The sequence below is a fragment of the Actinoplanes subglobosus genome, assembly GCF_042650585.1.
Classification (GTDB): Bacteria; Actinomycetota; Actinomycetes; order Mycobacteriales; family Micromonosporaceae; genus Actinoplanes; species Actinoplanes subglobosus.
The window spans coordinates 252,931-271,640 of sequence record NZ_JBHSBL010000015.1; the positions used below are offsets into that span (position 1 = coordinate 252,931).

At 71.5% G+C, this 18,710-nt stretch carries 19 protein-coding genes; 11 read left to right on the forward strand and 8 right to left on the reverse strand.

The features are described 5' to 3' along the window. Window positions 1-5: 5 nt before the first annotated feature. Window positions 6-1,004 (reverse strand): suppressor of fused domain protein, encoded by a 999-nt coding sequence (locus ACFO0C_RS15890; RefSeq protein ID WP_378067385.1) that lies wholly within the window; start codon window positions 1,002-1,004, stop codon window positions 6-8. A 34-nt stretch (window positions 1,005-1,038) separates the two neighbouring features. Here ACFO0C_RS15890 and ACFO0C_RS15895 point away from each other — a divergent pair, with 34 nt between their 5' ends. Further along, window positions 1,039-1,296: a hypothetical protein gene (locus tag ACFO0C_RS15895; RefSeq protein ID WP_378067386.1), complete on the forward strand. Its 258-nt coding sequence runs from the start codon at window positions 1,039-1,041 to the stop codon at window positions 1,294-1,296. 166 nt (window positions 1,297-1,462) lie between these two features. Further along, the gene (locus tag ACFO0C_RS15900) at window positions 1,463-2,440 is read left to right on the forward strand and encodes a LacI family DNA-binding transcriptional regulator (protein ID WP_378067387.1); all 978 of its coding nucleotides are present in this window, start codon (window positions 1,463-1,465) and stop codon (window positions 2,438-2,440) included. On the opposite strand, the gene ACFO0C_RS15905 is transcribed toward ACFO0C_RS15900, so the two are convergent. Further along, entirely contained in the window at window positions 2,437-3,972 is a 1,536-nt protein-coding gene (locus ACFO0C_RS15905) for a UxaA family hydrolase (protein ID WP_378067388.1), read from the reverse strand. The two genes, ACFO0C_RS15900 and ACFO0C_RS15905, sit on opposite strands and share 4 nt — an antisense overlap. Window positions 3,973-4,057: 85 nt before the next feature. Further along, window positions 4,058-4,612 (reverse strand): hypothetical protein, encoded by a 555-nt coding sequence (locus ACFO0C_RS15910; protein ID WP_378067389.1) that lies wholly within the window; start codon window positions 4,610-4,612, stop codon window positions 4,058-4,060. A 146-nt stretch (window positions 4,613-4,758) separates the two neighbouring features. Between ACFO0C_RS15910 and ACFO0C_RS15915 the strand changes: the two genes are divergently transcribed. Continuing rightward, window positions 4,759-5,685 (forward strand): ATP-binding protein, encoded by a 927-nt coding sequence (locus tag ACFO0C_RS15915; RefSeq protein WP_378067390.1) that lies wholly within the window; start codon window positions 4,759-4,761, stop codon window positions 5,683-5,685. 55 nt (window positions 5,686-5,740) lie between these two features. Here the strand turns inward: ACFO0C_RS15915 and ACFO0C_RS15920 are convergent, their stop codons facing one another. Next, complete coding sequence (locus ACFO0C_RS15920) at window positions 5,741-6,703, reverse strand: alpha/beta hydrolase (protein ID WP_378067391.1); 963 nt, start codon at window positions 6,701-6,703, stop codon at window positions 5,741-5,743. Window positions 6,704-6,860: 157 nt separating this feature from the next. Here ACFO0C_RS15920 and ACFO0C_RS15925 point away from each other — a divergent pair, with 157 nt between their 5' ends. Further along, window positions 6,861-7,547, forward strand: a complete 687-nt coding sequence (locus tag ACFO0C_RS15925) for a hypothetical protein (RefSeq protein WP_378067392.1) — start codon at window positions 6,861-6,863, stop codon at window positions 7,545-7,547. 12 nt (window positions 7,548-7,559) lie between these two features. On the opposite strand, the gene ACFO0C_RS15930 is transcribed toward ACFO0C_RS15925, so the two are convergent. Both ACFO0C_RS15930 and ACFO0C_RS15935 read right to left on the reverse strand, forming a co-directional pair. After that, window positions 7,560-8,444, reverse strand: coding sequence for a hypothetical protein (locus ACFO0C_RS15930; RefSeq protein WP_378067393.1), 885 nt, complete (start codon window positions 8,442-8,444; stop codon window positions 7,560-7,562). Then, window positions 8,441-9,499: an SPFH domain-containing protein gene (locus ACFO0C_RS15935; RefSeq protein WP_378067394.1), complete on the reverse strand. Its 1,059-nt coding sequence runs from the start codon at window positions 9,497-9,499 to the stop codon at window positions 8,441-8,443. Before ACFO0C_RS15935 ends, ACFO0C_RS15930 begins: the two co-directional genes overlap by 4 nt. Window positions 9,500-9,562: 63 nt before the next feature. On the opposite strand from ACFO0C_RS15935, the gene ACFO0C_RS15940 reads away from it, so the two are divergent. The 3 genes from ACFO0C_RS15940 (at window position 9,563) to ACFO0C_RS15950 (ending at window position 12,711) form a co-directional block, all read left to right on the forward strand. After that, window positions 9,563-10,240: an NUDIX hydrolase gene (locus ACFO0C_RS15940; RefSeq protein WP_378067395.1), complete on the forward strand. Its 678-nt coding sequence runs from the start codon at window positions 9,563-9,565 to the stop codon at window positions 10,238-10,240. A 106-nt stretch (window positions 10,241-10,346) separates the two neighbouring features. Next, complete coding sequence (locus ACFO0C_RS15945; protein ID WP_378067396.1) at window positions 10,347-11,909, forward strand: methyl-accepting chemotaxis protein; 1,563 nt, start codon at window positions 10,347-10,349, stop codon at window positions 11,907-11,909. Between the two features lie 187 nt (window positions 11,910-12,096). Then, complete coding sequence (locus ACFO0C_RS15950; RefSeq protein WP_378067397.1) at window positions 12,097-12,711, forward strand: DivIVA domain-containing protein; 615 nt, start codon at window positions 12,097-12,099, stop codon at window positions 12,709-12,711. On the opposite strand, the gene ACFO0C_RS15955 is transcribed toward ACFO0C_RS15950, so the two are convergent. Then, window positions 12,653-13,108, reverse strand: a complete 456-nt coding sequence (locus tag ACFO0C_RS15955) for a MarR family winged helix-turn-helix transcriptional regulator (protein ID WP_378067398.1) — start codon at window positions 13,106-13,108, stop codon at window positions 12,653-12,655. The genes ACFO0C_RS15950 and ACFO0C_RS15955 overlap by 59 nt on opposite strands. 79 nt (window positions 13,109-13,187) lie before the next feature. Here ACFO0C_RS15955 and ACFO0C_RS15960 point away from each other — a divergent pair, with 79 nt between their 5' ends. Genes ACFO0C_RS15960 through ACFO0C_RS15970 form a run of 3 tightly spaced genes read left to right on the forward strand, consistent with a single transcriptional unit; the run spans window position 13,188 to window position 15,960 of the window. Then, window positions 13,188-14,255 (forward strand): alkene reductase, encoded by a 1,068-nt coding sequence (locus ACFO0C_RS15960; RefSeq protein WP_378067399.1) that lies wholly within the window; start codon window positions 13,188-13,190, stop codon window positions 14,253-14,255. Window positions 14,256-14,314: 59 nt separating this feature from the next. Then, the gene (locus ACFO0C_RS15965) at window positions 14,315-15,499 is read left to right on the forward strand and encodes a cytochrome P450 (protein WP_378067400.1); all 1,185 of its coding nucleotides are present in this window, start codon (window positions 14,315-14,317) and stop codon (window positions 15,497-15,499) included. 29 nt (window positions 15,500-15,528) lie between these two features. Continuing rightward, window positions 15,529-15,960, forward strand: a complete 432-nt coding sequence (locus tag ACFO0C_RS15970; RefSeq protein WP_378067401.1) for a hypothetical protein — start codon at window positions 15,529-15,531, stop codon at window positions 15,958-15,960. Between the two features lie 204 nt (window positions 15,961-16,164). Here the strand turns inward: ACFO0C_RS15970 and ACFO0C_RS15975 are convergent, their stop codons facing one another. After that, complete coding sequence (locus ACFO0C_RS15975; RefSeq protein ID WP_378067402.1) at window positions 16,165-17,364, reverse strand: LacI family DNA-binding transcriptional regulator; 1,200 nt, start codon at window positions 17,362-17,364, stop codon at window positions 16,165-16,167. 189 nt (window positions 17,365-17,553) lie between these two features. Between ACFO0C_RS15975 and ACFO0C_RS15980 the strand changes: the two genes are divergently transcribed. Beyond that, window positions 17,554-18,615, forward strand: coding sequence for a LacI family DNA-binding transcriptional regulator (locus ACFO0C_RS15980; RefSeq protein ID WP_378067403.1), 1,062 nt, complete (start codon window positions 17,554-17,556; stop codon window positions 18,613-18,615). The last annotated feature ends 95 nt before the right edge of the window (window positions 18,616-18,710 follow it).

An 18,710-nucleotide genomic window follows, 5' to 3' on the forward strand; every position in this document is an offset into this window, starting at 1 on the left:
CCCCGTCAGGGGGTGCCGGCCACCGAGAGGGTCACGGTGGTGGCCGGGATCTCGTGGGTGCCGGGAGCCGGCGGGGTGGACAGCGCCTCGACCGCCGACGGGGGAAGGTCGATCTCCAAGGCATTGTCGTCGAGCGGGCGGACGGCGTAGTCGGCCGACGGCGTCAGCAGGACCCGGGCGTGGCCGTCGCCGTCTAGGATCAGCGGGCGGTCGTGGCCGAGACGGGAACGGATCGCCTGCGCCAGAACCGGGCCGTCGCCCTCCTTGAAGCGCAGCACCACCGCGCCCGGGCTGGGCAGTTCGAAACGGAAACCGGCGAGCAGCAGCAGCCCGGTCGACGAACCGTCGCGTTCGCGGCCGGCGTCGACCGCCGTGCGGACCGCGGGGTCGTCAGTGGCCGAGGGGCGGTCCAGGTCGGTGACCAGCAGCGGGTTGTCGCGGGCGGCGAGCAGGCCGAGCACACCGTCGGTGTCCCACTGGCGGACGGCCTCGTACTCGTCGCCGGTCAGCCCGACCACCTGGAGGAACCGCAGCCGCCCGTGCGGGGTGCCGATGGTGCCGAGCTCCGGGTCCTCGGCGAAGGCGAGCGCCGTCACCGCCGTCGCATGGCCGGGGGCGATCGGGCCGGCGGCGTTCATGTGGTGACCCGGCTCGAACCAGTTGCCGCTGGAGTACACGTACCGGGCCAGGCTCTGCAGCAGGTTGGCCGCCCACATCGGCGGTTCACCGTCGGCCGGGTCCCGGGCGATCCGGAAGGTGAACTCGAATCCGAGACCGGAGATCTCGGTCTCCTCGTCGTTCTCGTCCCGGGCGTAGAGCTCGCTCATCCCGTACCCGACGACATGCCAGTGGTCGTCGCGCGGATAGAAACTGATCCCGTCGAGCGGGTCCTGCCCGCCCAGCGCGAACGGCGGCATCGGGGCGAAATGCTGCGGCTCGACACCGGGGTAGAAATCGTCGAGACGAGCGTCGATGGCGTCCCATCCGGGGGCTTCTGCGGTCACCCGGGAAGGAAACCACACCGTCTACGATCGGATGATGCCGGACATCGATCTCGACAGGCCCCGTCCCGAGAGCGTGCCGCGCGTCCTCCGGCCACGCCGGCTGCTTCCTCTGGTGGCCGGCCTGGTCCTGCTGGGGGTCGCCGCCGAGCCGGTGATGCCGTTCGAGCCGCCGTTTCTCCCCGACCCGGTGCTGATCTGCGATCCTCAGCCGGGCAGTGACGGCCCGCGGTACATCGTGTTCATCGACGACGCCACCGGCGAGGTCATTCAGGAGTTCGACTGCCCGTCGTGACCGGTGACGGTGATCACGACGTTGCCGGTCTTGCGGCCCGAGTCGACGTAACGGCTGGTGGACCACCGCTCGCATACCGGTGATCCTGCGACGCCCCTGCTGTGACGGTGCTGAGCGGCGACTTATGCTGGCGCGGCAACAGAACACTGCGTGAGGAGCCGGGTTGGTGCGCACGACCGTGCAGGATGTCGCGCGTGCGGCCGGCGTCTCGGTCTCGACGGTGTCCCGCGCCCTGACCGGCGGCAGTGTCAGCCCGTCGACCCGCGAGGCGGTGGTGGCGGTCGCGCACCGGCTCGGCTACCAGCCCAACCGGGCCGCGCGGGGGCTCATCACCGGGCGTACCGGAAACCTGGGGTTGATCGTCCCCGACCTGCGTAATCCGTTCTTCGCCGACGTCGCCAAGGGGGTCACGGCGCGGGCCCGGGCGGTCGACTGCGGCGTGTTCATCAGCGACACCGACGAGGACCCGGTCGCCGAGCTGGAGGCGATCGCCACGCTGCGGCACAACACCGACGGCATCCTGCTGTGCTCGCCGCGGGCGAAGGACGCCGAGCTGCTGAAGGCGGCCGACCCGCAGAACACGGTGCTGCTGCACCGGCGGGTTCCCGGCCTGTCGTCGGTGGTGGCCGACATCGTCGACGGCACCCGGCAGGCGGTCCGGCACCTGCGGGCGCTCGGGCACCGGCGGATCGCGTACGTGTCCGGCCCCGAGGACTCGTGGGCGGCCCGGCAACGGCTGGCCGGTCTGGCCGAGTTCGCCTCCGACGGCGACCTGGAGATCCTGCCGGTCGGTTCGGTCGCACCCACCTTCGACGGCGGTGTGCTCGCCGGCGATCTGGTGCTGGCCGGCCCGGCGACGGCGGTGCTCGCCTACAACGACCTGGTCGCGATGGGCCTGCTGCACCGGCTGGCGGCCCGCGGCGCGGTCGTCCCGGAGCGGATGAGCGTGGTCGGCTACGACGACATCAGCCTCGCCGCGATGAGCCACCCGCCGCTGACCAGCGTCGCCGTGCCGAAGGACCGGGCCGGCGCGATCGCCCTCGACCTGCTGCTGGGCCGCGGCAGCATGACCGCAGCCCAGGGTGCCGAGGTCATCCTCCCCACCACCCTGGTCGTCCGGGCGTCCTCGGGTGTCACGGCCTAGGTGACCGCCCCGAGTTGCCACGGGATGAACTCGTCGCGGCCCAGGTCGAGGTCCTCGCTGCAGGTGACCTGGCCGGACGCGACTGCCAGGACGGCCTCGAAGATCTGCTCGCCGGCCCCGTCGATGGTCAGGGCGCCGGTGACGATGCCGCCGGTGTCGAGGTCCATGTCCTCGCGCATCCGCTGGAAGACGTCGGAGTTGGTGGCCACCTTCAGCACCGGCGCCGGTTTGCCGCCGAGGACCGAGCCGCGGCCGGTGGTGAACACGACGACTGTGGCACCACCCGCGACCAGGCCGGTCACCGACACCGGGTCGTAGCCGGGGGTGTCCATGAACGTGAAACCCGGGTCGGTGATCCTCTCGGCGTACTCGTAGACGGCGGTCAGCGGCGCCGAACCGCCCTTGGCGACGGCGCCCAGCGACTTCTCCAGGATCGTGGTGAGGCCGCCGGCCTTGTTGCCGGGGGAGGGGTTGTTGTCGAGGGTGCCGCCGCCGGCCTCCACATAGCGATGCCACCAGGCGATCCGGTCGAGCAGCCGCTGCCCGACCTCCTTGCTGACGGCCCGCCGGGTGAGCAGGTGCTCGGCGCCGAACACTTCGGGCGTCTCGGCCAGTACGGTCGTCGCGCCCTGCGCCACGAGCAGGTCGGAGGCGTGGCCGAGCGCCGGGTTGGCGGTGATGCCGGAGTAACCGTCGGAGCCGCCGCAGTTGAGGCCGACCACCAGTTTCGAGGCGGGGAACGTCTCGCGGCGGCGTTCGTTCAACCGCTCCAGCAGGGTACGGACGACGTCCGCCCCGGCCCGGACGGTGGCCCGCACCCCGCCGGTCTCCTGGATGGTGAGCCGCTCGACGATCGTGTCCGAGTCGTCCGGCAGTCCGGCGAGCAGCGTGTCGACGCCGATCATCTCGCAGCCCAGCCCGAGGACGAGGATCCCGCCGATGTTCGGGTGGCTCGCGTAGCCGCGCAGCGTGCGCAGCAGTATCTGCCCGCCCTCGCTGGCCGGCACCATGCCGCAGCCGGAGTCGTGGGCGAGCGCGACGACACCGTCCACGTTCGGGTAGACGTCCATGATCGGGCCGCGGAACTGGTCGGCGATCATCCGGGCCGTCGACGCGGAGCAGTTCACCGAGGTCACGATGCCGACGAAGTTGCGGGTGCCGACACTGCCGCCGGAGCGCCGGTAGCCCTGGAAGGTGCGCCCGTACGCGGCCGGCGGGATCTCGGTGACCGCGGTGCCGAACTCGTACTCGTGGTCGACCGCGGCCATCCCCAGGTTGTGCGCGTGCACGTGCTCGCCGGCCGTCACGGTGGTGGTGGTCCGCCCGATGACCTGCCCGTACTTGTGGATGGGCGCGCCCTCCGGCAGGTCCCGCAGCGCGATCTTGTGGCCGCGCGGCACCGCACCGGCGACGGTCAGCTCCCGTCCGTCGTGCCGCAGCACCTCCCCGGCGGCGAGGTCCCGGGTCGCGACGGCGACATCGTCGTGCTCACGCAGCAGCAGGGCCACTTCGCGCAGGTCGGATTGCGGCATGGGGATTCCTTGACGTTTTGTGGGAACGTTTGCACGCCATCCTGACACGCCTGCCGCGCCGGGTCGAGGGCGCCGGATGCCGCCGTCAGCCCAGCTGCCAGCTGACCTCGGGGTCGGCCGGGTCGGTGCCGACGATCAGCCGGTCGTAGCCGTCCGCGGCGAAGACCAGGGTGCGCGCCTGCGCGGTGCCGCCGAAGCCGGTCGAGCAGGCCACCACCGGTGGTGTCGGGCCGGCCGGGGTGAGCAGGAGGAAGGCGCTCATCGGCAGGGTGTCGGCGCCGGCGACCGTCTCCACGGTCAGGTCGACGGTCACGTGCGGGCCGGTGTCGCAGGGTGCGGCGGCGCCCGGGCCGGCCTTCGACGGGGTCACCAGCCACTCGGTGGTGTCCTTGTGGAGGTGGGTGCCCTGGCCGGCGGACTTGTTGAGTGGGTTCGCGTCGCGGGCGTAGATGCCCGGATCGGCGAGGAGGGCCCGGAGCGCCTCGGCCTGGCGTTCGGTTGCCGTGCCGTCGGCCCGTGCGTCCTCGCGCCGCTCCCGGGCCTCCATGCCCATCTGGATCATGAACGCCAGGAAGAAGGCTCCGGCGATCAGCAGTGAGACGACCTGTCGTGGTGTGGGCGACCCGCCCTGCTCGTTCATGATCACGAATGTTAGGGGTTTCCGGGCCCTCGCATACGCCCCGGCGGTCGCGCTGTCGGCCGGGACCGGCCGGCCGCGTCGCGGTGTAGCCCGGGAACTCGGCGTGGCTCGTACCAAAGGAAGGTCTTTGCCCTATCCTCATGCAAATGAAAATCGCTTTCACTGGCAAGGGTGGCAGTGGGAAGAGCACGCTCGCGGCCCTGTTCGTGCAGCACCTGCGGGCGGCCGGTCATCGGGTCCTGGCCGTCGACGCGGACGTCAACGTGCATCTCGCGCCGCTGCTGGGGGTGACCGCGCGTGCCGAGGACGCGCTGTCGCATCCGGAGAACGTCCGGCGGGTGCGCACCCATCTGCTCGGGGAGAACACGCGCATCGCGGGGGTCGAGCACTTCGTGGCGACGACACCGCCGGGGCCGGGGTCGCGGCTGGTGACGCTGGACGCCGGTGACCCGGTGCTGGCCGGGCACGCGACCGCGCTGGACGAGCACGCGCACGTCATGCACGTCGGGACCTACGAGGCGAAGGACATCGGGTCCGGCTGCTACCACGGGCATCTGGCGATCCTGGAGAACCTGCTGTCGCACCTCGACCCGGCCGGTGACGGCTGGGTGGTCTGCGACATGGTCGCCGGGACCGATGCGTTCGCGAACTCGCTGCACGCCCAGTTCGACACGATCGTGGTGGTCGCCGAGCCGACGCCCGAGTCGGTCTCGGTGGCCCGCCGCTACCGGGAGCTGGCCGAGGCGGCCGGCGTGCTGGACGCGGTCGCGATCGTCGGCAACAAGGTGTCCGACGCCGCCGACCTGGAGTATCTGGAGCGTGAGCTGGGTGCCGCGCCGATCGCGGTGCTCGGCGCGCAGACCGGTCTGCGCCGGGCGCGGCAGGCGGGGCGGTCACCGCTGCCGGAGGATCTCGACGACGCTTCCGCGCTGGCGCGCATCGCGGAGCACGCCGCGGTCCGGTCACTGTCCGCCGAGGATCAGGCTGCTCTGATGCGTACGCTCCACCTGCGCCTGGCCGGCAAGGGCTGGGTGCGGGCCGCCCACGGCGACGTGTCGACCCAGCTGGCGTGACCGCTCGCGGGGCGGGCGCCGCCCTCCGGGTAGGGAGAGCGGCGCCCGCCCGCGCTCAGTTGCCGCTGAGCGTCTCGATCACGCCACCGGACAGCAGGCCCTGGTAATAGGCACCGCCCGGGTAGTAGGAGGGGTCGCCCGCACCGGACGCCCAGTTCACCGCGAGTGTCTGCAGCGCCGTCACGTTGGCCGCCTGCGAGGTTCCGGCGGTCAGCGTGCACAGCGCGTTGGTGCTGGCGCCCTCGGCGTCGCAGTGCGAACCGGTGGTGAGCCGGACGCCGAGGAAGTCCCGGTCGAGGGTGCCGGTCAGCGCGACGGTGCCGCTGGCGTCGCTGTTGGCCAGGTAGGGCGGCGACGAGATGGTGAGGATCGGCAGGGAGGTGCCGGCCAGCCCGTTCAGCCCGGTCGCCATGTTGCTGCCGAAGATCGACTTCACCGGGTCGAGCAGCTGGAGGTGTTTCAGGTTCGCGAAGGCGGCCGGGAATGTGGTGCGCAGCCGGTTCGCGATGTAGGTGACCGCCTCGCCGCCGGCCGAGTGCCCGGCCAGCACGTAGCTGGTGGGCAGGGTGCTGCCGGACCGGCCGGCCTTGGCGGCGGCCGCGGCGTAGCTGGTGGCCAGGGCCCCGGACGGGCTGGTGGCGTTACCGATCCAGGCGGCCACGCTGTTCAGGAAGACGGTGTTGTTGCCGAGGTTGTTGACGGTGCAGCCGTAGATGTCGGCGGACGGCAGGGTCGGCGCGAAGACCAGGTAGCCGGCGGCCTGATACCTGCGGGCCAGGTCGGCGACGTTGTCGTTGGCGCGGGAGAAGCCGTGCTGCAGGTAGACGAGGGCCTTCGGGCTGGTGGTGGCCGGGAAGTACCAGTCGGCGTCGGGCTTGTAGGTGTAGATCCAGCAGGGCACCGAGATCTCACCGTCCACCTCGGCGGCGGTGGCGGCGTTCGCGGCCGTGGGTGCGGCGAAGAGGACGCTCGCGGACATCACGAGCGTGGCGAGGGCATGGCGAAGGGACAGAGACACGGGACCTCCAGAAGGTGGGTCGTAACGCTCTCCGAAACGGTGTTTCCCATTAGCGTGCCTCGAATGTGAACTGTCAACCCGCACCGCCGGTGAAATATGAACAGCCCGGACGAACTACCATGTGGCGCGATCTTCTTGGCGGCTGAGACGAGGCGACATGCGGTGGTTCCGGTTCGGGGCGGGTAGGCGACAGGCCGAGCAGGACCCCGGCCGCCAGCAGGAGATCTACCGTGAGCTGCTGCAACGGTTCGGGGCGCAGGTGCCGGCCCGGTTCGCCGACCAGGCCGCCGAGGCCGCCCGGGTCCTCGACGGTGACGACGGGATCATCGTGGCGGCGGTGGTGCTGCGCGAGTTCGCCGACGCCGCCTTCGCCGTCACCGCGGGGCAGGGCTTCCAGGCGGATCGCCGTGACTACCGATGGACCTGGCAGGGCGCCGGGCCGCGGTTGCGGTCACCGCTGGCCGGTGGTCCGGGAACGTCGCTTCATCCGTACGTGCATGTCGCGGCCGCCGCCACCGTGGCCGCCACCCGCGCCAGACAGTTCGTCAGGGTGACCTCGGCCGAGCCCGTCCTGACCCACGTCCTGGAGATCCTCGACCTGGTCACCGCCGCCTGGGAGTACGGCGGTGTCGCCCCGGACGCCGATGCCGCGAACCTGGCCGCCACCCTGATCGCCGCGGCCAAGGAGATCCGCAACGCGATGCCCGACGCGCCGCCGCTGCCGTCCGGCATCCGCGAGCAGATGCGCCGCAACAACACCGTCGACGTGTGGGACCCGGCCGCCAACCGGATCGTCGGCGGCTTCAACCCCGGCCGGGCGATGCGCGAGGCACTGCTGGCCTGACTCTCTGCTTGCCTATCCCAGCCGGAGCTTCTTCGCCGCCACGCCGATCCGGATCCGCTGACCCCAGGACAGTTCCAGGGCGTCGGACTCCAGGCCGTCGGCGAACACCACCAGACGCTCCGACTCGCTGGTCAACTCCAGCTCGGCACCGGCCGTGAGCAGGCCGGACGTCTGGCCGACACCGGTCGCGGGGGAGGGCCACGCCTCCCGGACGAACCAGCACAGCGCCGGATCGTCCGGAGCCGGCAGCGCGGGCGTCGCAGCCCGCTCCCGGGCGATCGACGCGCACCAGCCGGTCGCCCCGGTGCCGGTGCCGACGATCAGGCCGGACGACGACTGGCGCTCCCTCGCCCCCTCCGGAGTGGACAGCACGTACCGGGCCGACTGGTGACCGGCGTGACCGATGTAGACCTCGTTCAGCCCGTACAGCTCCTGGCCGTCGTCGAGCCGGGCCACCACCATGGTCCGCTCCCGGCTGCCGCCCAGCGGATCCCGCAGCCGCGCCGCCACCCCGCCGGCCCGGTGCCGGGCCAGCACCCCCGGATTGCGGCCCGGCTCCGGGTCGACGCCGATCACCGGCTGACCGTCCAGATACTTCGCCACGTTCGCCACCAGGCCGTCCTGGCCGACCGCCACGATCACGTCCTCCGGCGCGAACAGGAACCGCGGCAGATCACCGCGCTCCACGTGACCGCGCCGCCAGTCGGCCGGGACGGCCGCGCCCACCTCGGTGAGCGCGGCCTTCAGTGCCTCGTGCCGGGCCGTCACCTCGTCCAGATCGCGGCCCCGCTGGCGCAGGAAGTACGCCGCGGCGCCGAGCGTGCCGTGCCGGGCGAGCAGCTCGTCGAGCTCGCTGCGCCGCGACACGATCACGATCCTCGGGGTGAGGGTGCTCATTGGCCGAGCCGCCCGACCAGCTTGGTGAGCACGTCCGGGGTGATGGTGAGCTCGTTGACCGACGGCAGGTGACCGGCCAGCTCCTTGAGGGCCAGCGCCTGCAGGACGGCCGGCGGCAGGTCCTGGTAGGCGGCCAGGCGCGCGGCCTCGGCCTCCGCCTCGGCCAGACCGACGATCCGGGCACCGGCCGCGCGGGCCTCGTCGCGGACCCGGGTGCCCTCGGCCTCGCTCGCCGCGATCCGCTTCGCCCGCTCGGCGGCCGCGATGCTCGCCACCTCCTTGCGGCCGGCCTCCGCCTTCGCCGCGACCAGCTGCGTCTCGGCGTCCAGCTCGGCCTCCCGCCGGGTGTTGGCGCCGTGCTGCTCCACCAGCTCCTGCTGACGGCGGGCCAGCTCGATCTTGGACTGCAGCTCGTTCTCGGCGATCTGCCGCTCCTGCTGGACGGCGTGGGCGCGGCGGGCGTAGGTCGCCTTGTCGGCGTCCTGCTGCACCTGCTCCCGCGTCGGTGTCTGCAGCGCCCGCTCCAGGTCGGGCTCCGGGCGGATCGCCACCACGCGGGCGCTCACCACCGACACCCCCGTCTCGGTCAGCCGCGGATCGGTGGCCAGCGCGTCGGCGACCGACTGCCGGATCCCGGCGATCCCGGTGGTCAGCGCCTCGGCCAGCGGCACCCGGGCCAGCAGGTCCAGGGCCGGCTGCTGGGCCAGCCCGGCGAGCAGCGTGGCGACCTGGTCGAGCGGCTGGCCGCGCCACTTGCCCCGGTAGGGGTCGATGGAGAAGTCGAGGCGCCCCGCGGCCGCCGCCGGGTCGCTGAACCGGTAGGTGACGGTGGCCTGCACGGTCACATCGGCGAAGTCCTCGGTGCGGGCGTGGAACAGCAGCGGCAGCTCACGGTCGTCGACCGGAACCTCGGACAGGACCGCGGTGAGCGGCCGGTACCAGAACGAGAGCCCGGTGCCCGAGCGCTTCACCCTGCCCTTGAGGGTGTGGCTGACCCAGCTCGTCGGAGCGCCGCGCAGGTGCCGCAGGTGGAGGCGTCGCGTCACGTCGGCCATGGTGGGGGTCCCTTCGTTTTGTCGTCACCATGACGATAAAGGGGTGTGGGTATTATCGTCAACATGACGACAACCGTGGTGTCGGTCACCGTGGACCTGGTTCTGCTCACCATCCGGCAGGGCGAGCTGCAGGTCCTGCTGATCCGGCGCGGCATCGAGCCGTACCTCGGGAAGTGGGCCCTGCCCGGCGGTTTCGTCCTCGCCGACGAGAGCCTCGAGGAGGCCGCGGCGCGGGAGCTGCGCGAGGAGACCGGGCTCGATCCCCGAACCGGTCACTTCGAGCAACTCGCGACGTACGGGCAACCCGGCCGCGATCCACGCGGGCGCGTCATCACCGTCGCCTACCTGGCACTGCTCCCCGACCTGCCGTCACCGGTGGCCGGCAGCGACGCGGCCGGGGCGTCGTGGCAGCCGGTCGAGGGCCTGTCACTCGCCTTCGACCACGACCGGATCCTCGCCGACGGCGTCGAGCGGGCCCGCGCCAAGCTGGAGTATTCACCGCTGGCCACCGCGTTCTGCCCGCCCGAGTTCACCGTCGCCGACCTGCGGGCCGTCTACGAGACGGTGTGGCGGACCCGCCTCGACCCCCGCAACTTCCACCGCAAGGTCACCGGCGCCGAGGGTTTCGTCGAGCCGACCGGAGGCACGGTGATCCGCGATCGGGGCCGCCCGGCCCAGCTCTACCGCCGGGGACCGGCCACCCTCCTGCACCCACCGTTGCTGCGCTCCGCGGCCACTTGATCCCCGGTGAGCCGTCGACCCGCCGGCGGCCCGTACCCCTCAGTCTCGGCCCGTTCGGGCCGATGCGTGTGATGAAGGCCGTATTCAACCTGCCGGGAAGTGTTTCATGCCTCGTCTTGCTGACCTCAGCGTCGCCCAGCGACTCTCGTCGATCGTGGTGACCGGTGTGCTCGTCGCCGGTGCCCTGACCGGTATCGGGCTCTGGTCGCAGGATCAGCTCAGCGACAAGCAGGAGGCGCTCACCAGCTACACCCTCACCAAGGCCGCGCTCAACCACCTGGACACCCGGGAGGCGGAGCTGAAGGTGGACGCCTACCGTTCGACGCACGGTGACGACGTGACCGGGGACGCGGCCGACGACGTGGTGTCGGCGAACGAGGCCCTGGCGGCGGCCAGTGCCTCCGAGATCGGCGAGATCAGCGATGCGATCGATGCGCTGGGCAGCAAGGTGGAGGCGTTCAACGTCTTCGTCACCGACTTCGTGGCCGCCGCGGTGAAGGATCCGCGGAGCGTGACGCCGGCGGCGTACGAGTCGATCGCCGAGCAGAACGGGGTGGTGGACGACGCGATCAGTGCGATCCACGAGACGCTGGACGCCCAGATCATGGAGCGGCAGGCGGAGATGGAGTCGACGAAGTCGTCGGCGATGTGGTGGATGCTGGTGGTCGCGGCGGTCGGCCTGGTGCTGCTGGTGTTGCTGTCGGTGCCGTTGGTACGGTCGATCCTGGGTCCGGTGCGCCGGGTCGGCGCGGTCGTCGCGTCGCTGGCGCACGGTGATCTGACGCAGCGCACCGGGATCGTGGCCCGTGACGAGCTGGGCGTGATGGCCGCCGAGCTGGACGCCGCGGTGGAGAGTATCGGCACGACGATGCAGCGGATCGCGGAGAACGCCGGCACGCTCGCCGGTGCGGCCACCGAGCTGGCGGCGACGAGTCAGGAGATCGCCGGGGCGGCGGACCAGACCGACCAGCAGACGTCGACCGCGTCGACCGAGGCCGAGGAGATCTCCCGCAACGTGCAGACGGTAGCGGCCGGCAGTGAGGAGATGGGCGTCTCGATCCGGGAGATCTCGGAGAACACGAACCGGGCCGCGCAGATCGCCGGGGAGGCGGTGTCGGAGGCGGCGCTGGCCACGAAGCAGATCGAGCAGCTGGGCGCGTCGTCGGAGGAGATCGGGAACGTCGTCAAGCTGATCACGCAGATCGCCGAGCAGACGAACCTGCTGGCCCTGAACGCGACGATCGAGGCGGCCCGCGCGGGTGAGATGGGCAAGGGCTTCGCGGTGGTGGCCAGCGAGGTCAAGGATCTGGCGCAGGAGACGGCCCGGGCGACCGAGGACATCAGCAGCCGGGTGACGGCGATCCAGCAGGAGACCGGCGGTGTGGTCGAGGTGATCAGCCGGATCAGCGAGGTCATCGCGAAGATCAACGACTATCAGACGACGATTGCCAGCGCGGTCGAGGAGCAGACGGCGACGACGGCGGAGATGAGCCGGAGCATCAGCGAGGTGGCGGCGGGTAGCGGCCGGATCGCGGTGAGCATCGCCGAGGTGGCGCGGGCCAGTTCGATCTCGGTGGCCGGTACGAGCCAGACGAACCTGGCGAGCAACGAGGTGGCCCGTACGGCCGAGGAGTTGCGGGCCCTGGTGAGTTTGTTCCGCCTCTCCTGATCTCGGTGTCTGATTACTGTCGGACGTCCGTACCGTCGCGCGGTGTTGACATTGAACGGACGTTCGCGTCTACTTCCTGACGTCGATCGGACCGCACTCCACCAGGCCCGGCAGCCGGCTTTCCGGGCACTGTGGGAACGTGCACAGTCCGCCCGTCCGAGCCGCCCGGGAAGGTAGTAGGTACTCGATGTCTCTCACCGCAGCGCAGGTCGGCAGCATCGGGTTCGGCGAGCCGGCCGAGGGCGCGCGTGGCTACCACGAGGGACAGGTCGACGCGTTCATGGCCGAGGTGGCCGAGGAGATGCGGCGGCTGGAGGCGGAGAACCAGGGGCTGGCCGAGCAGCTGCAGCACTCCGACCTGGCCGGGCACCTGCGCCGGCTGGAGCGTGACCGGGACCGGGCCCTGGAGCGCGTCGAGGTGCTGCGGGCCGAGCTGGAGAAGGTCCGTTTCGACCGGCCGGCGCCATCCGCCGCGAGCGAGGCGCCCCGCCTGCTGGAACTGGCCGAGCAGACGGCCGAGGAACACATGACCGAGGCCCGGCGGGTGGCCGGGGACCTGCTCTACAAGGCGTCGGTCGAGGCGGCCCGCCTGACCAGCGACGCCGAGCTGCGGGCGTCGACCGTCGTCGCCGACGCCCGGCACGCCCACGCCGAGCGGCTCGCCGGTCTGGTCGTCAAGCGCCGGGAGACCCTGGCCCGGATCGACGCCCTCTGCGCCGAGGCCCGGGAGCGCCGGGCCGCGCTCATCGACGAGCTGGGGGTGCGCCTCCGGGGGATGGACCCGAAACCGGCCCCTCGATGACGGCGGCGATCAGCTCCTCCAGGACTCGCTGATCACTTGCGGACAAGTGGCCGACGATGGCGGGAAGCCTCACGGCCACCTCGGCATACAGCGCGTCACCGATCGTCTTGCCCAGCGGGGTGCTGGAGATCGTGCAGGCGCGGCGGTCGTGCTCGGAGGTGCACCGCTGCACCAGGCCGCGCTGCTCGGCCCGGTCGACCAGGCCGCTCATGCCCGGCTTGGCCAGGCCGAGGATCTGGCCCAGCTCGGACATGCCGCGCGGCTGGTCCTTGACCGAGCAGAGCAGCTGGGCCTGCGCGGTGGTCAGGTCGTGGTCGGCGCAGATCTGCGCGTAGTGCCGCTGGATCAGGACGGACAGGCACACCAGGGTGTTGCCGAATCCTGGGCCCTCTGTCATGGCGCCATCCTACCTTGCGTAAGTTCGTGCCGCGAACTACTTTGGTTCGTGCCGCGAACATTGATGGAGGGGCACTCTCATGGCTGACGCCTTCGACTCGTACGACCTGGCCGGCGCGAAGCTGACCAACCGCATCGCGATGGCGCCGATGACCCGCAGCCGTGCGTACGGCGCGGGCAACACCCCGACCGACCTGATGGCGACCTACTACGCCCAGCGTGCCTCGGCCGGCCTGATCATCACCGAGGGCACCCAGCCGTCGGTGGTCGGCCAGGGCTACACCAACACCCCGGGCCTGCACTCGGCCGAGCAGGTCGAGGCCTGGCGCAAGGTCACCGACGCGGTCCACGCCGAGGGGGGCGTGATCTTCGCCCAGATCATGCACAGCGGCCGGATCGGGCACCCGAGCCTGCTGCCGGACGGCCTGATCCCGGTCGCCCCGTCCAGCGTCAAGGCCGCCGGGCAGCTGCACACCCACGACGGCATGCAGGACTTCGTCGAGCCCAAGGAGCTCACCGACGAGGAGATCCGGGCGACCGTCGCCGACTTCGCCACCGCCGCCCGCAACGCCGTCGCGGCCGGTTTCGACGGCGTGGAGATCCACGGTGCCAACGGCTACCTGGTCCACCAGTTCCTCTCCGACAACGTCAACCAGCGCACCGACGCGTGGGGCGGCTCGGTCGAGGGCCGGATCCGCTTCGCCGTCGAGGTGGCCACCGCGATCGCCGAGGCCATCGGCGCCGAGCGCACCGGCATCCGGCTGTCCCCGGCCAACCCGTACAACGACATCACCGAGACCGGCGCCGAGGAGGTCTACCCGGCCCTGGTCGCCGCGCTGGCCCCGCTCGGCCTCGCCTACCTCCACCTGGTCGAGGGGGACCGGGAGCTGACCCGCAAGCTGCGTGCCGCCTGGCCCGGCACGTTCATCCTCAACCCGGCCACCCACCCGCAGCCGACCGGCCCGGACGCGCTCGCCCTGATCGAGGACGGCACCGCCGACCTCGTCTCCTACGGCGCGCTCTTCCTGGCCAACCCGGATCTGCCGGCCCGCCTCGCCACCGCCGGCCCGTTCAACACCCCGGACTTCTCCGCGGCGTTCGGCGGCGACCACCGCGGCTACACCGACTACCCGACCCTGGCCGGCTGACCTCCGAGGTTGGTCCCGCTGACGACAGTCGGCGGGACCGTCGGGTAATAGTGGTCTTTATGACCACATATACCCTCCCCACCTTCCTGGACTGGCTGGCCGAGCAACGCTCCCGCGGCCTCGTCCACTACGACGACCGGCAACAGGTCTGGCAGGTCCTCGGCCATCCCGAGGTCAGCGCCGTCCTCTCCGACCCGGCCCTGTTCTCCTCCGACCTGAGCAGCGTCATGCCCGCCCAGGACGAGTACCTGCTGTTCCAGAAGGGCAACTTCGTCCGGATGGACCCGCCCCGCCACCGCAAACTGCGCGGCCTGGTCAGCCAGGTGTTCACCCCGCGCATGGTGGCCGGCCTGGAGCCACGGATCGCCGCGATCACCACGGAACTCCTCGACGCCACCGGCGGCAGCGGCCGGCTCGACCTGATCGAGGCGCTCGCGTACCCCCTGCCGGTGATCGTGATCGCCGAGCTCCTCGGCATCCCCGCGGCCGACCGCCCGATCTTCCGCCGCTGGGCGGACGTGCTCTTCGACCAGGCCGACGTCGACCCGTCCGACCCGGTGCTGGAGGCCGGCCGCGCGACCATGAACCGGGTCGCCCCCACCATCCGGGAGATGAACTCCTACCTGCTCGACCACATCCGCTCCCGCCGCGCCGCACCCGGCGACGACCTGACCAGCCGGCTGCTGGCCGCCGAGGTCGACGGCGAACACCTCGACGACCAGGAGATCGTCGGCTTCGTCGGACTCCTGCTGCTGGCCGGGCACATCACCACCACGGCGACGCTCGGCAACACGGTCCTCAGCCTCGACGAACATCCCGGCGCGGCTGCGGAGGTCCGGGCCGACCCGGGCCTCCTGCCCGGCGCCATCGAGGAGGGCATCCGATGCCGTACGCCGTTCCCGCGCCTGGCCAGGAGGGCTACCATCGCCACTCGCGTGGGTACGACGATGGTCCCGTCCGGCGCGATCCTGCAACTCTGGGTGACCGCCGCGAACCGTGACAGCCGGGTCTTCGAGCACCCCGACCGGTTCGACATCCATCGCAGCCCGAACCCGCATCTCAGCTTCGGCCACGGCATCCACTTCTGCCTCGGCGCGCCACTGGCCCGGCTCGAAGCGCGGGTGGCACTGCGCATCCTGCTCGACCGCTACCGCGACATCGCCGTCGCCGAGCCGATCGAGGAGCGCAACCCGTGGATCATGGTGAGCATCAACCGGCTGCCGCTGGAGGTACGCGCCGCCTGAGCAAGATCGATGAACTCCACCGTGTCGATGTGTCGCACGTCCGCCTCGCCGGCAAGCAGCTGTTCCAGCTGCTCGACGCGACGTCCGGCCGGGTGCCGCACGAGGGCTCGGCCGCCGGTTCGATCGGCTACATCACCGTCTGCGTGTACGACGAGGCCGCTGTCACCGTCTGCGTGTACGACGAGGCCGCTGTCACCGTCTGCGTGTACGACGAGGCCGCTGTCACCGTCTGCGTGTACGACGAGGCCGCCGTCACCGTCTGCGTGTACGACGAGGCCGCTGTCACCGTCTGCCGGGCCGACCGGCCCAGCCAGTGGGCGGGAGCGTTCGACGACACCGGCAGGTGGCTGTGGGAACTGCCCGCCGAGGGCCGCCGTCCGGCCCGTTGCCGGTTCGCCCGTTGCTGGTTCGCCAGCGGCCGTCCCGTCTGCTGGCCGCTCGCCCGCTGCCGTCCCGCCTGAAGTCGCCACGCCGCTTGCTTGATCCAGACGTGGCTGCCCGCAGGTGGCGAAACTTGAGGGTGGCGAATCGGTCAAGATCGGCAGGCGGCGAGGGTTGCCGTGTACGCGGGAGCTCTACGCCGTTTCCGACCGTGACTGCGAGGAGGAATACGGTTTCCAGGTCGGCGACCCCGGGGGCTCCTCAGGGGTCTGCGTCGTTGCTGGTCAGCGCGGCGGGGTGCTGTCGCGCAGAACCACCTCGACCGGCACCTCGATGACGCCCGGCTCACCGGCCAGTGCCAGCTCGACGGCCCGGCGGCCTAGATCTCGCAGCGGCACCCGCACCGAAGTCAGCGTCGGGGTGACGTCACGGGCCGCGTCGATGTCGTCGAAACCGGCCACCGCCACATCCCGCCCCGGCCGGAGCCCGGCCTCCCGGAGGGCGGTCATCGCGCCGATGGCCATCACGTCGTTCACCGCGAAGATCGCCTCCAGCCCTCCGGTGCTGCCGAGCCGACCGCCGAGCCCGGCTGAGGAGTGGTCGCTGAGGTAGGCGGAGGCAGGGCCGGTGGGGGCGTGGCTGCTGTGTCCGGAGGAGGTATGGCTGCTGTGCTCGGGGGAGGTTTGGTTGCTGTGTCCGGGCGGGGTATGACTGCTGCGCTGAGGGGAGACGTGGTTGCCGGGTCCGTCGAAGGCGTGGCCGTTCAGCAGGGCAGTCGTCGCGCGGTGGCCGCCGTCGCGGTTCAGGTCGGCGGCGATCACGTGCTGGGGGCCGACCTCGATGCCGCCCCGGCGCAGCCCGTCGATGAACCCGCGCCGACGCTCGTGGGACATGCGGATCCGGTCATCGCCGTGCAGGACCGCGAACCGCCGGTACCCGAGGCCGGCCAGCGCCTGTGCCAGCCGGAACGCGCCACCGTAGTGATCGACGGCCAGGGTCGGGAACGACAGGTCGTTGCTGCTCAGCAGGGCTACCCGGCCGCCGGCCCGACGGTACTGGTCGAGTTCTTCGGCCAGTGCGGCGTAGACACCGTCGTCGTCTGCCCGGCTGCCGGCGATCAGGATCACTCTCGGACGGCGGCCGCGCAGGGTTCGTACGATATGAAGGCCCATGTCGGGAGAGCGGTCGGTGACCGCCGCGGTCAGGGTGAGGCCCGCCGCGGCCGCGCCCTCGGCGACCCCGTCGGCGATCGACGCGAAGTAGGGGTCGTCGACCGCGCCGACGACCAGTGCGACCGTGTTGCTGGAGCCGCGGGCGATGGCCTGCGCGGACACGTGCGGGGTGTAGCCGAGACGCGCGGCCGCTTCCCGGACCCGAGCGACGTTCTCGGCGCGGACGCTGCGGTCGCTCCCGTTGAGCGCACGGGAAGCGGTCGCGTAGGAGACACCCGCCTCACGGGCCACGTCGTGCAGGGTGACGGTCACGCCGTGATTCTGGCACGACGGGATACGGTTTCCGTCGCCCGCGTTATCCTTTCGCGGCGCCAACGATCACCGGAGCCGGCGCGAGGAACCGCACGGAACCGGCGCGAGGAACCGCGAGGAACCGCACGGAACCCCCGCGAACGATCGCACGGAGTGATCACCTGAAGGACCGCGCGACGCTCACGCGGCGTGCCCGACGCAGCTGGAGAGGACGCCTGGATGCCGCACCGCGCCCGAGACACCGTGACCCTCCGTGACGTCGCCGCGGAGGCGGGGGTGTCGCTGGCGACCGCGTCGCGGGCGCTCGGCGGGGGCCGTTCGGTCGCGCCGGAGAACGCGCGGAAGGTTCTGGAGGCGGCGACCCGCCTGCGTTACACGGTGGACGCCTCGGCCCGGGCGATGAACCGGGGCAGCGACGCGATCGCCCTGATCGCCGACGACCTGGCGACGCCCGCGGTGGCGGCTGTCGTCGCGGCGATGGAGCGCCAGGCCCGTACGGTCGACGCGTTCGTGACGGTCTCGTCCACCCGCGGTCTGCCCGAGTTGCAGGCCGCGACGATCCGTAATCTGGCCGGGTTCCGCCCGCGCGCGCTGGTGCTGACCAGTACCCGGATCAGTCAGGATCCGGCGGAGACCCGGGTGCTCGACGAGTTGCTGGCGTTCGAGCGCAACGGCGGCCGGGTGATCCTCTACGGCAGCGGGAGTGTGCATCTGCCGTTCGATGCGATCGCCGTCGACGACCGCGGGTCGGCCCGGCTGATGGGTGAGTATCTGGCGCGGACCGGGCACCGGCGGGTGATCATCCTGGCCGGGACCAGGGAGCGGGCGTACGCGGCGGCCCGCACCTCCGGCTATGTGGAGGGCCTGCTGGCCGCGGGCGCCGACGTGCAGGACATCCGGATCGTGAACTGTGCGGTCAGCCGGCAGGGCGGGTTCGACGCGACGGCCCAGCTGATCCGCGAGGGTCTGGGCGGCACGGACGTGCTGGTGGCGATCAACGACACGGTGGCGATCGGTGTGTTGTCGGCGTGCCGGGCGGCCGGGATCGACGTGCCGGGGCAGGTGTCGGTGACCGGGTTCGACGATGTGCCGCTGGCGCGTGACCTGACGCCGCGGCTGACCACTGTCGCGTTGCCGTTCACCGAGATCGGGATACGGGCGATCGAGATGGCGATGCGGGAGCGGCCGTCCGAGCCGGTGCGGGAGACGTTCCGGGGCACGCTCACCGTGCGGGGCAGCACCTCGGGGTAAGCGCTTTCCCAGAAGACGAATTCATCGACGCGAAACACTTGACCACCTCGTCGTAACGCCGCAGACTCCGGAATACGGTTTCCAACGCCACGAAG

What these genes read in the sequence shown, in the direction of transcription:
- ACFO0C_RS15925 (WP_378067392.1), top strand. Translation starts at nt 6,861, where the DNA reads ATGCGGTGGTTCCGGTTCGGGGCGGGTAGGCGACAGGCCGAGCAGGAC.
- ACFO0C_RS15905 (WP_378067388.1), bottom strand. Translation starts at nt 3,972, where the DNA reads ATGCCGCAATCCGACCTGCGCGAAGTGGCCCTGCTGCTGCGTGAGCAC.
- ACFO0C_RS15940 (WP_378067395.1), top strand. Translation starts at nt 9,563, where the DNA reads ATGACGACAACCGTGGTGTCGGTCACCGTGGACCTGGTTCTGCTCACC.
- ACFO0C_RS15915 (WP_378067390.1), top strand. Translation starts at nt 4,759, where the DNA reads ATGAAAATCGCTTTCACTGGCAAGGGTGGCAGTGGGAAGAGCACGCTC.
- ACFO0C_RS15965 (WP_378067400.1), top strand. Translation starts at nt 14,315, where the DNA reads ATGACCACATATACCCTCCCCACCTTCCTGGACTGGCTGGCCGAGCAA.
- ACFO0C_RS15895 (WP_378067386.1), top strand. Translation starts at nt 1,039, where the DNA reads ATGCCGGACATCGATCTCGACAGGCCCCGTCCCGAGAGCGTGCCGCGC.
- ACFO0C_RS15950 (WP_378067397.1), top strand. Translation starts at nt 12,097, where the DNA reads ATGTCTCTCACCGCAGCGCAGGTCGGCAGCATCGGGTTCGGCGAGCCG.
- ACFO0C_RS15910 (WP_378067389.1), bottom strand. Translation starts at nt 4,612, where the DNA reads ATGAACGAGCAGGGCGGGTCGCCCACACCACGACAGGTCGTCTCACTG.
- ACFO0C_RS15955 (WP_378067398.1), bottom strand. Translation starts at nt 13,108, where the DNA reads ATGACAGAGGGCCCAGGATTCGGCAACACCCTGGTGTGCCTGTCCGTC.
- ACFO0C_RS15960 (WP_378067399.1), top strand. Translation starts at nt 13,188, where the DNA reads ATGGCTGACGCCTTCGACTCGTACGACCTGGCCGGCGCGAAGCTGACC.
- ACFO0C_RS15935 (WP_378067394.1), bottom strand. Translation starts at nt 9,499, where the DNA reads ATGGCCGACGTGACGCGACGCCTCCACCTGCGGCACCTGCGCGGCGCT.
- ACFO0C_RS15930 (WP_378067393.1), bottom strand. Translation starts at nt 8,444, where the DNA reads ATGAGCACCCTCACCCCGAGGATCGTGATCGTGTCGCGGCGCAGCGAG.
- ACFO0C_RS15945 (WP_378067396.1), top strand. Translation starts at nt 10,347, where the DNA reads ATGCCTCGTCTTGCTGACCTCAGCGTCGCCCAGCGACTCTCGTCGATC.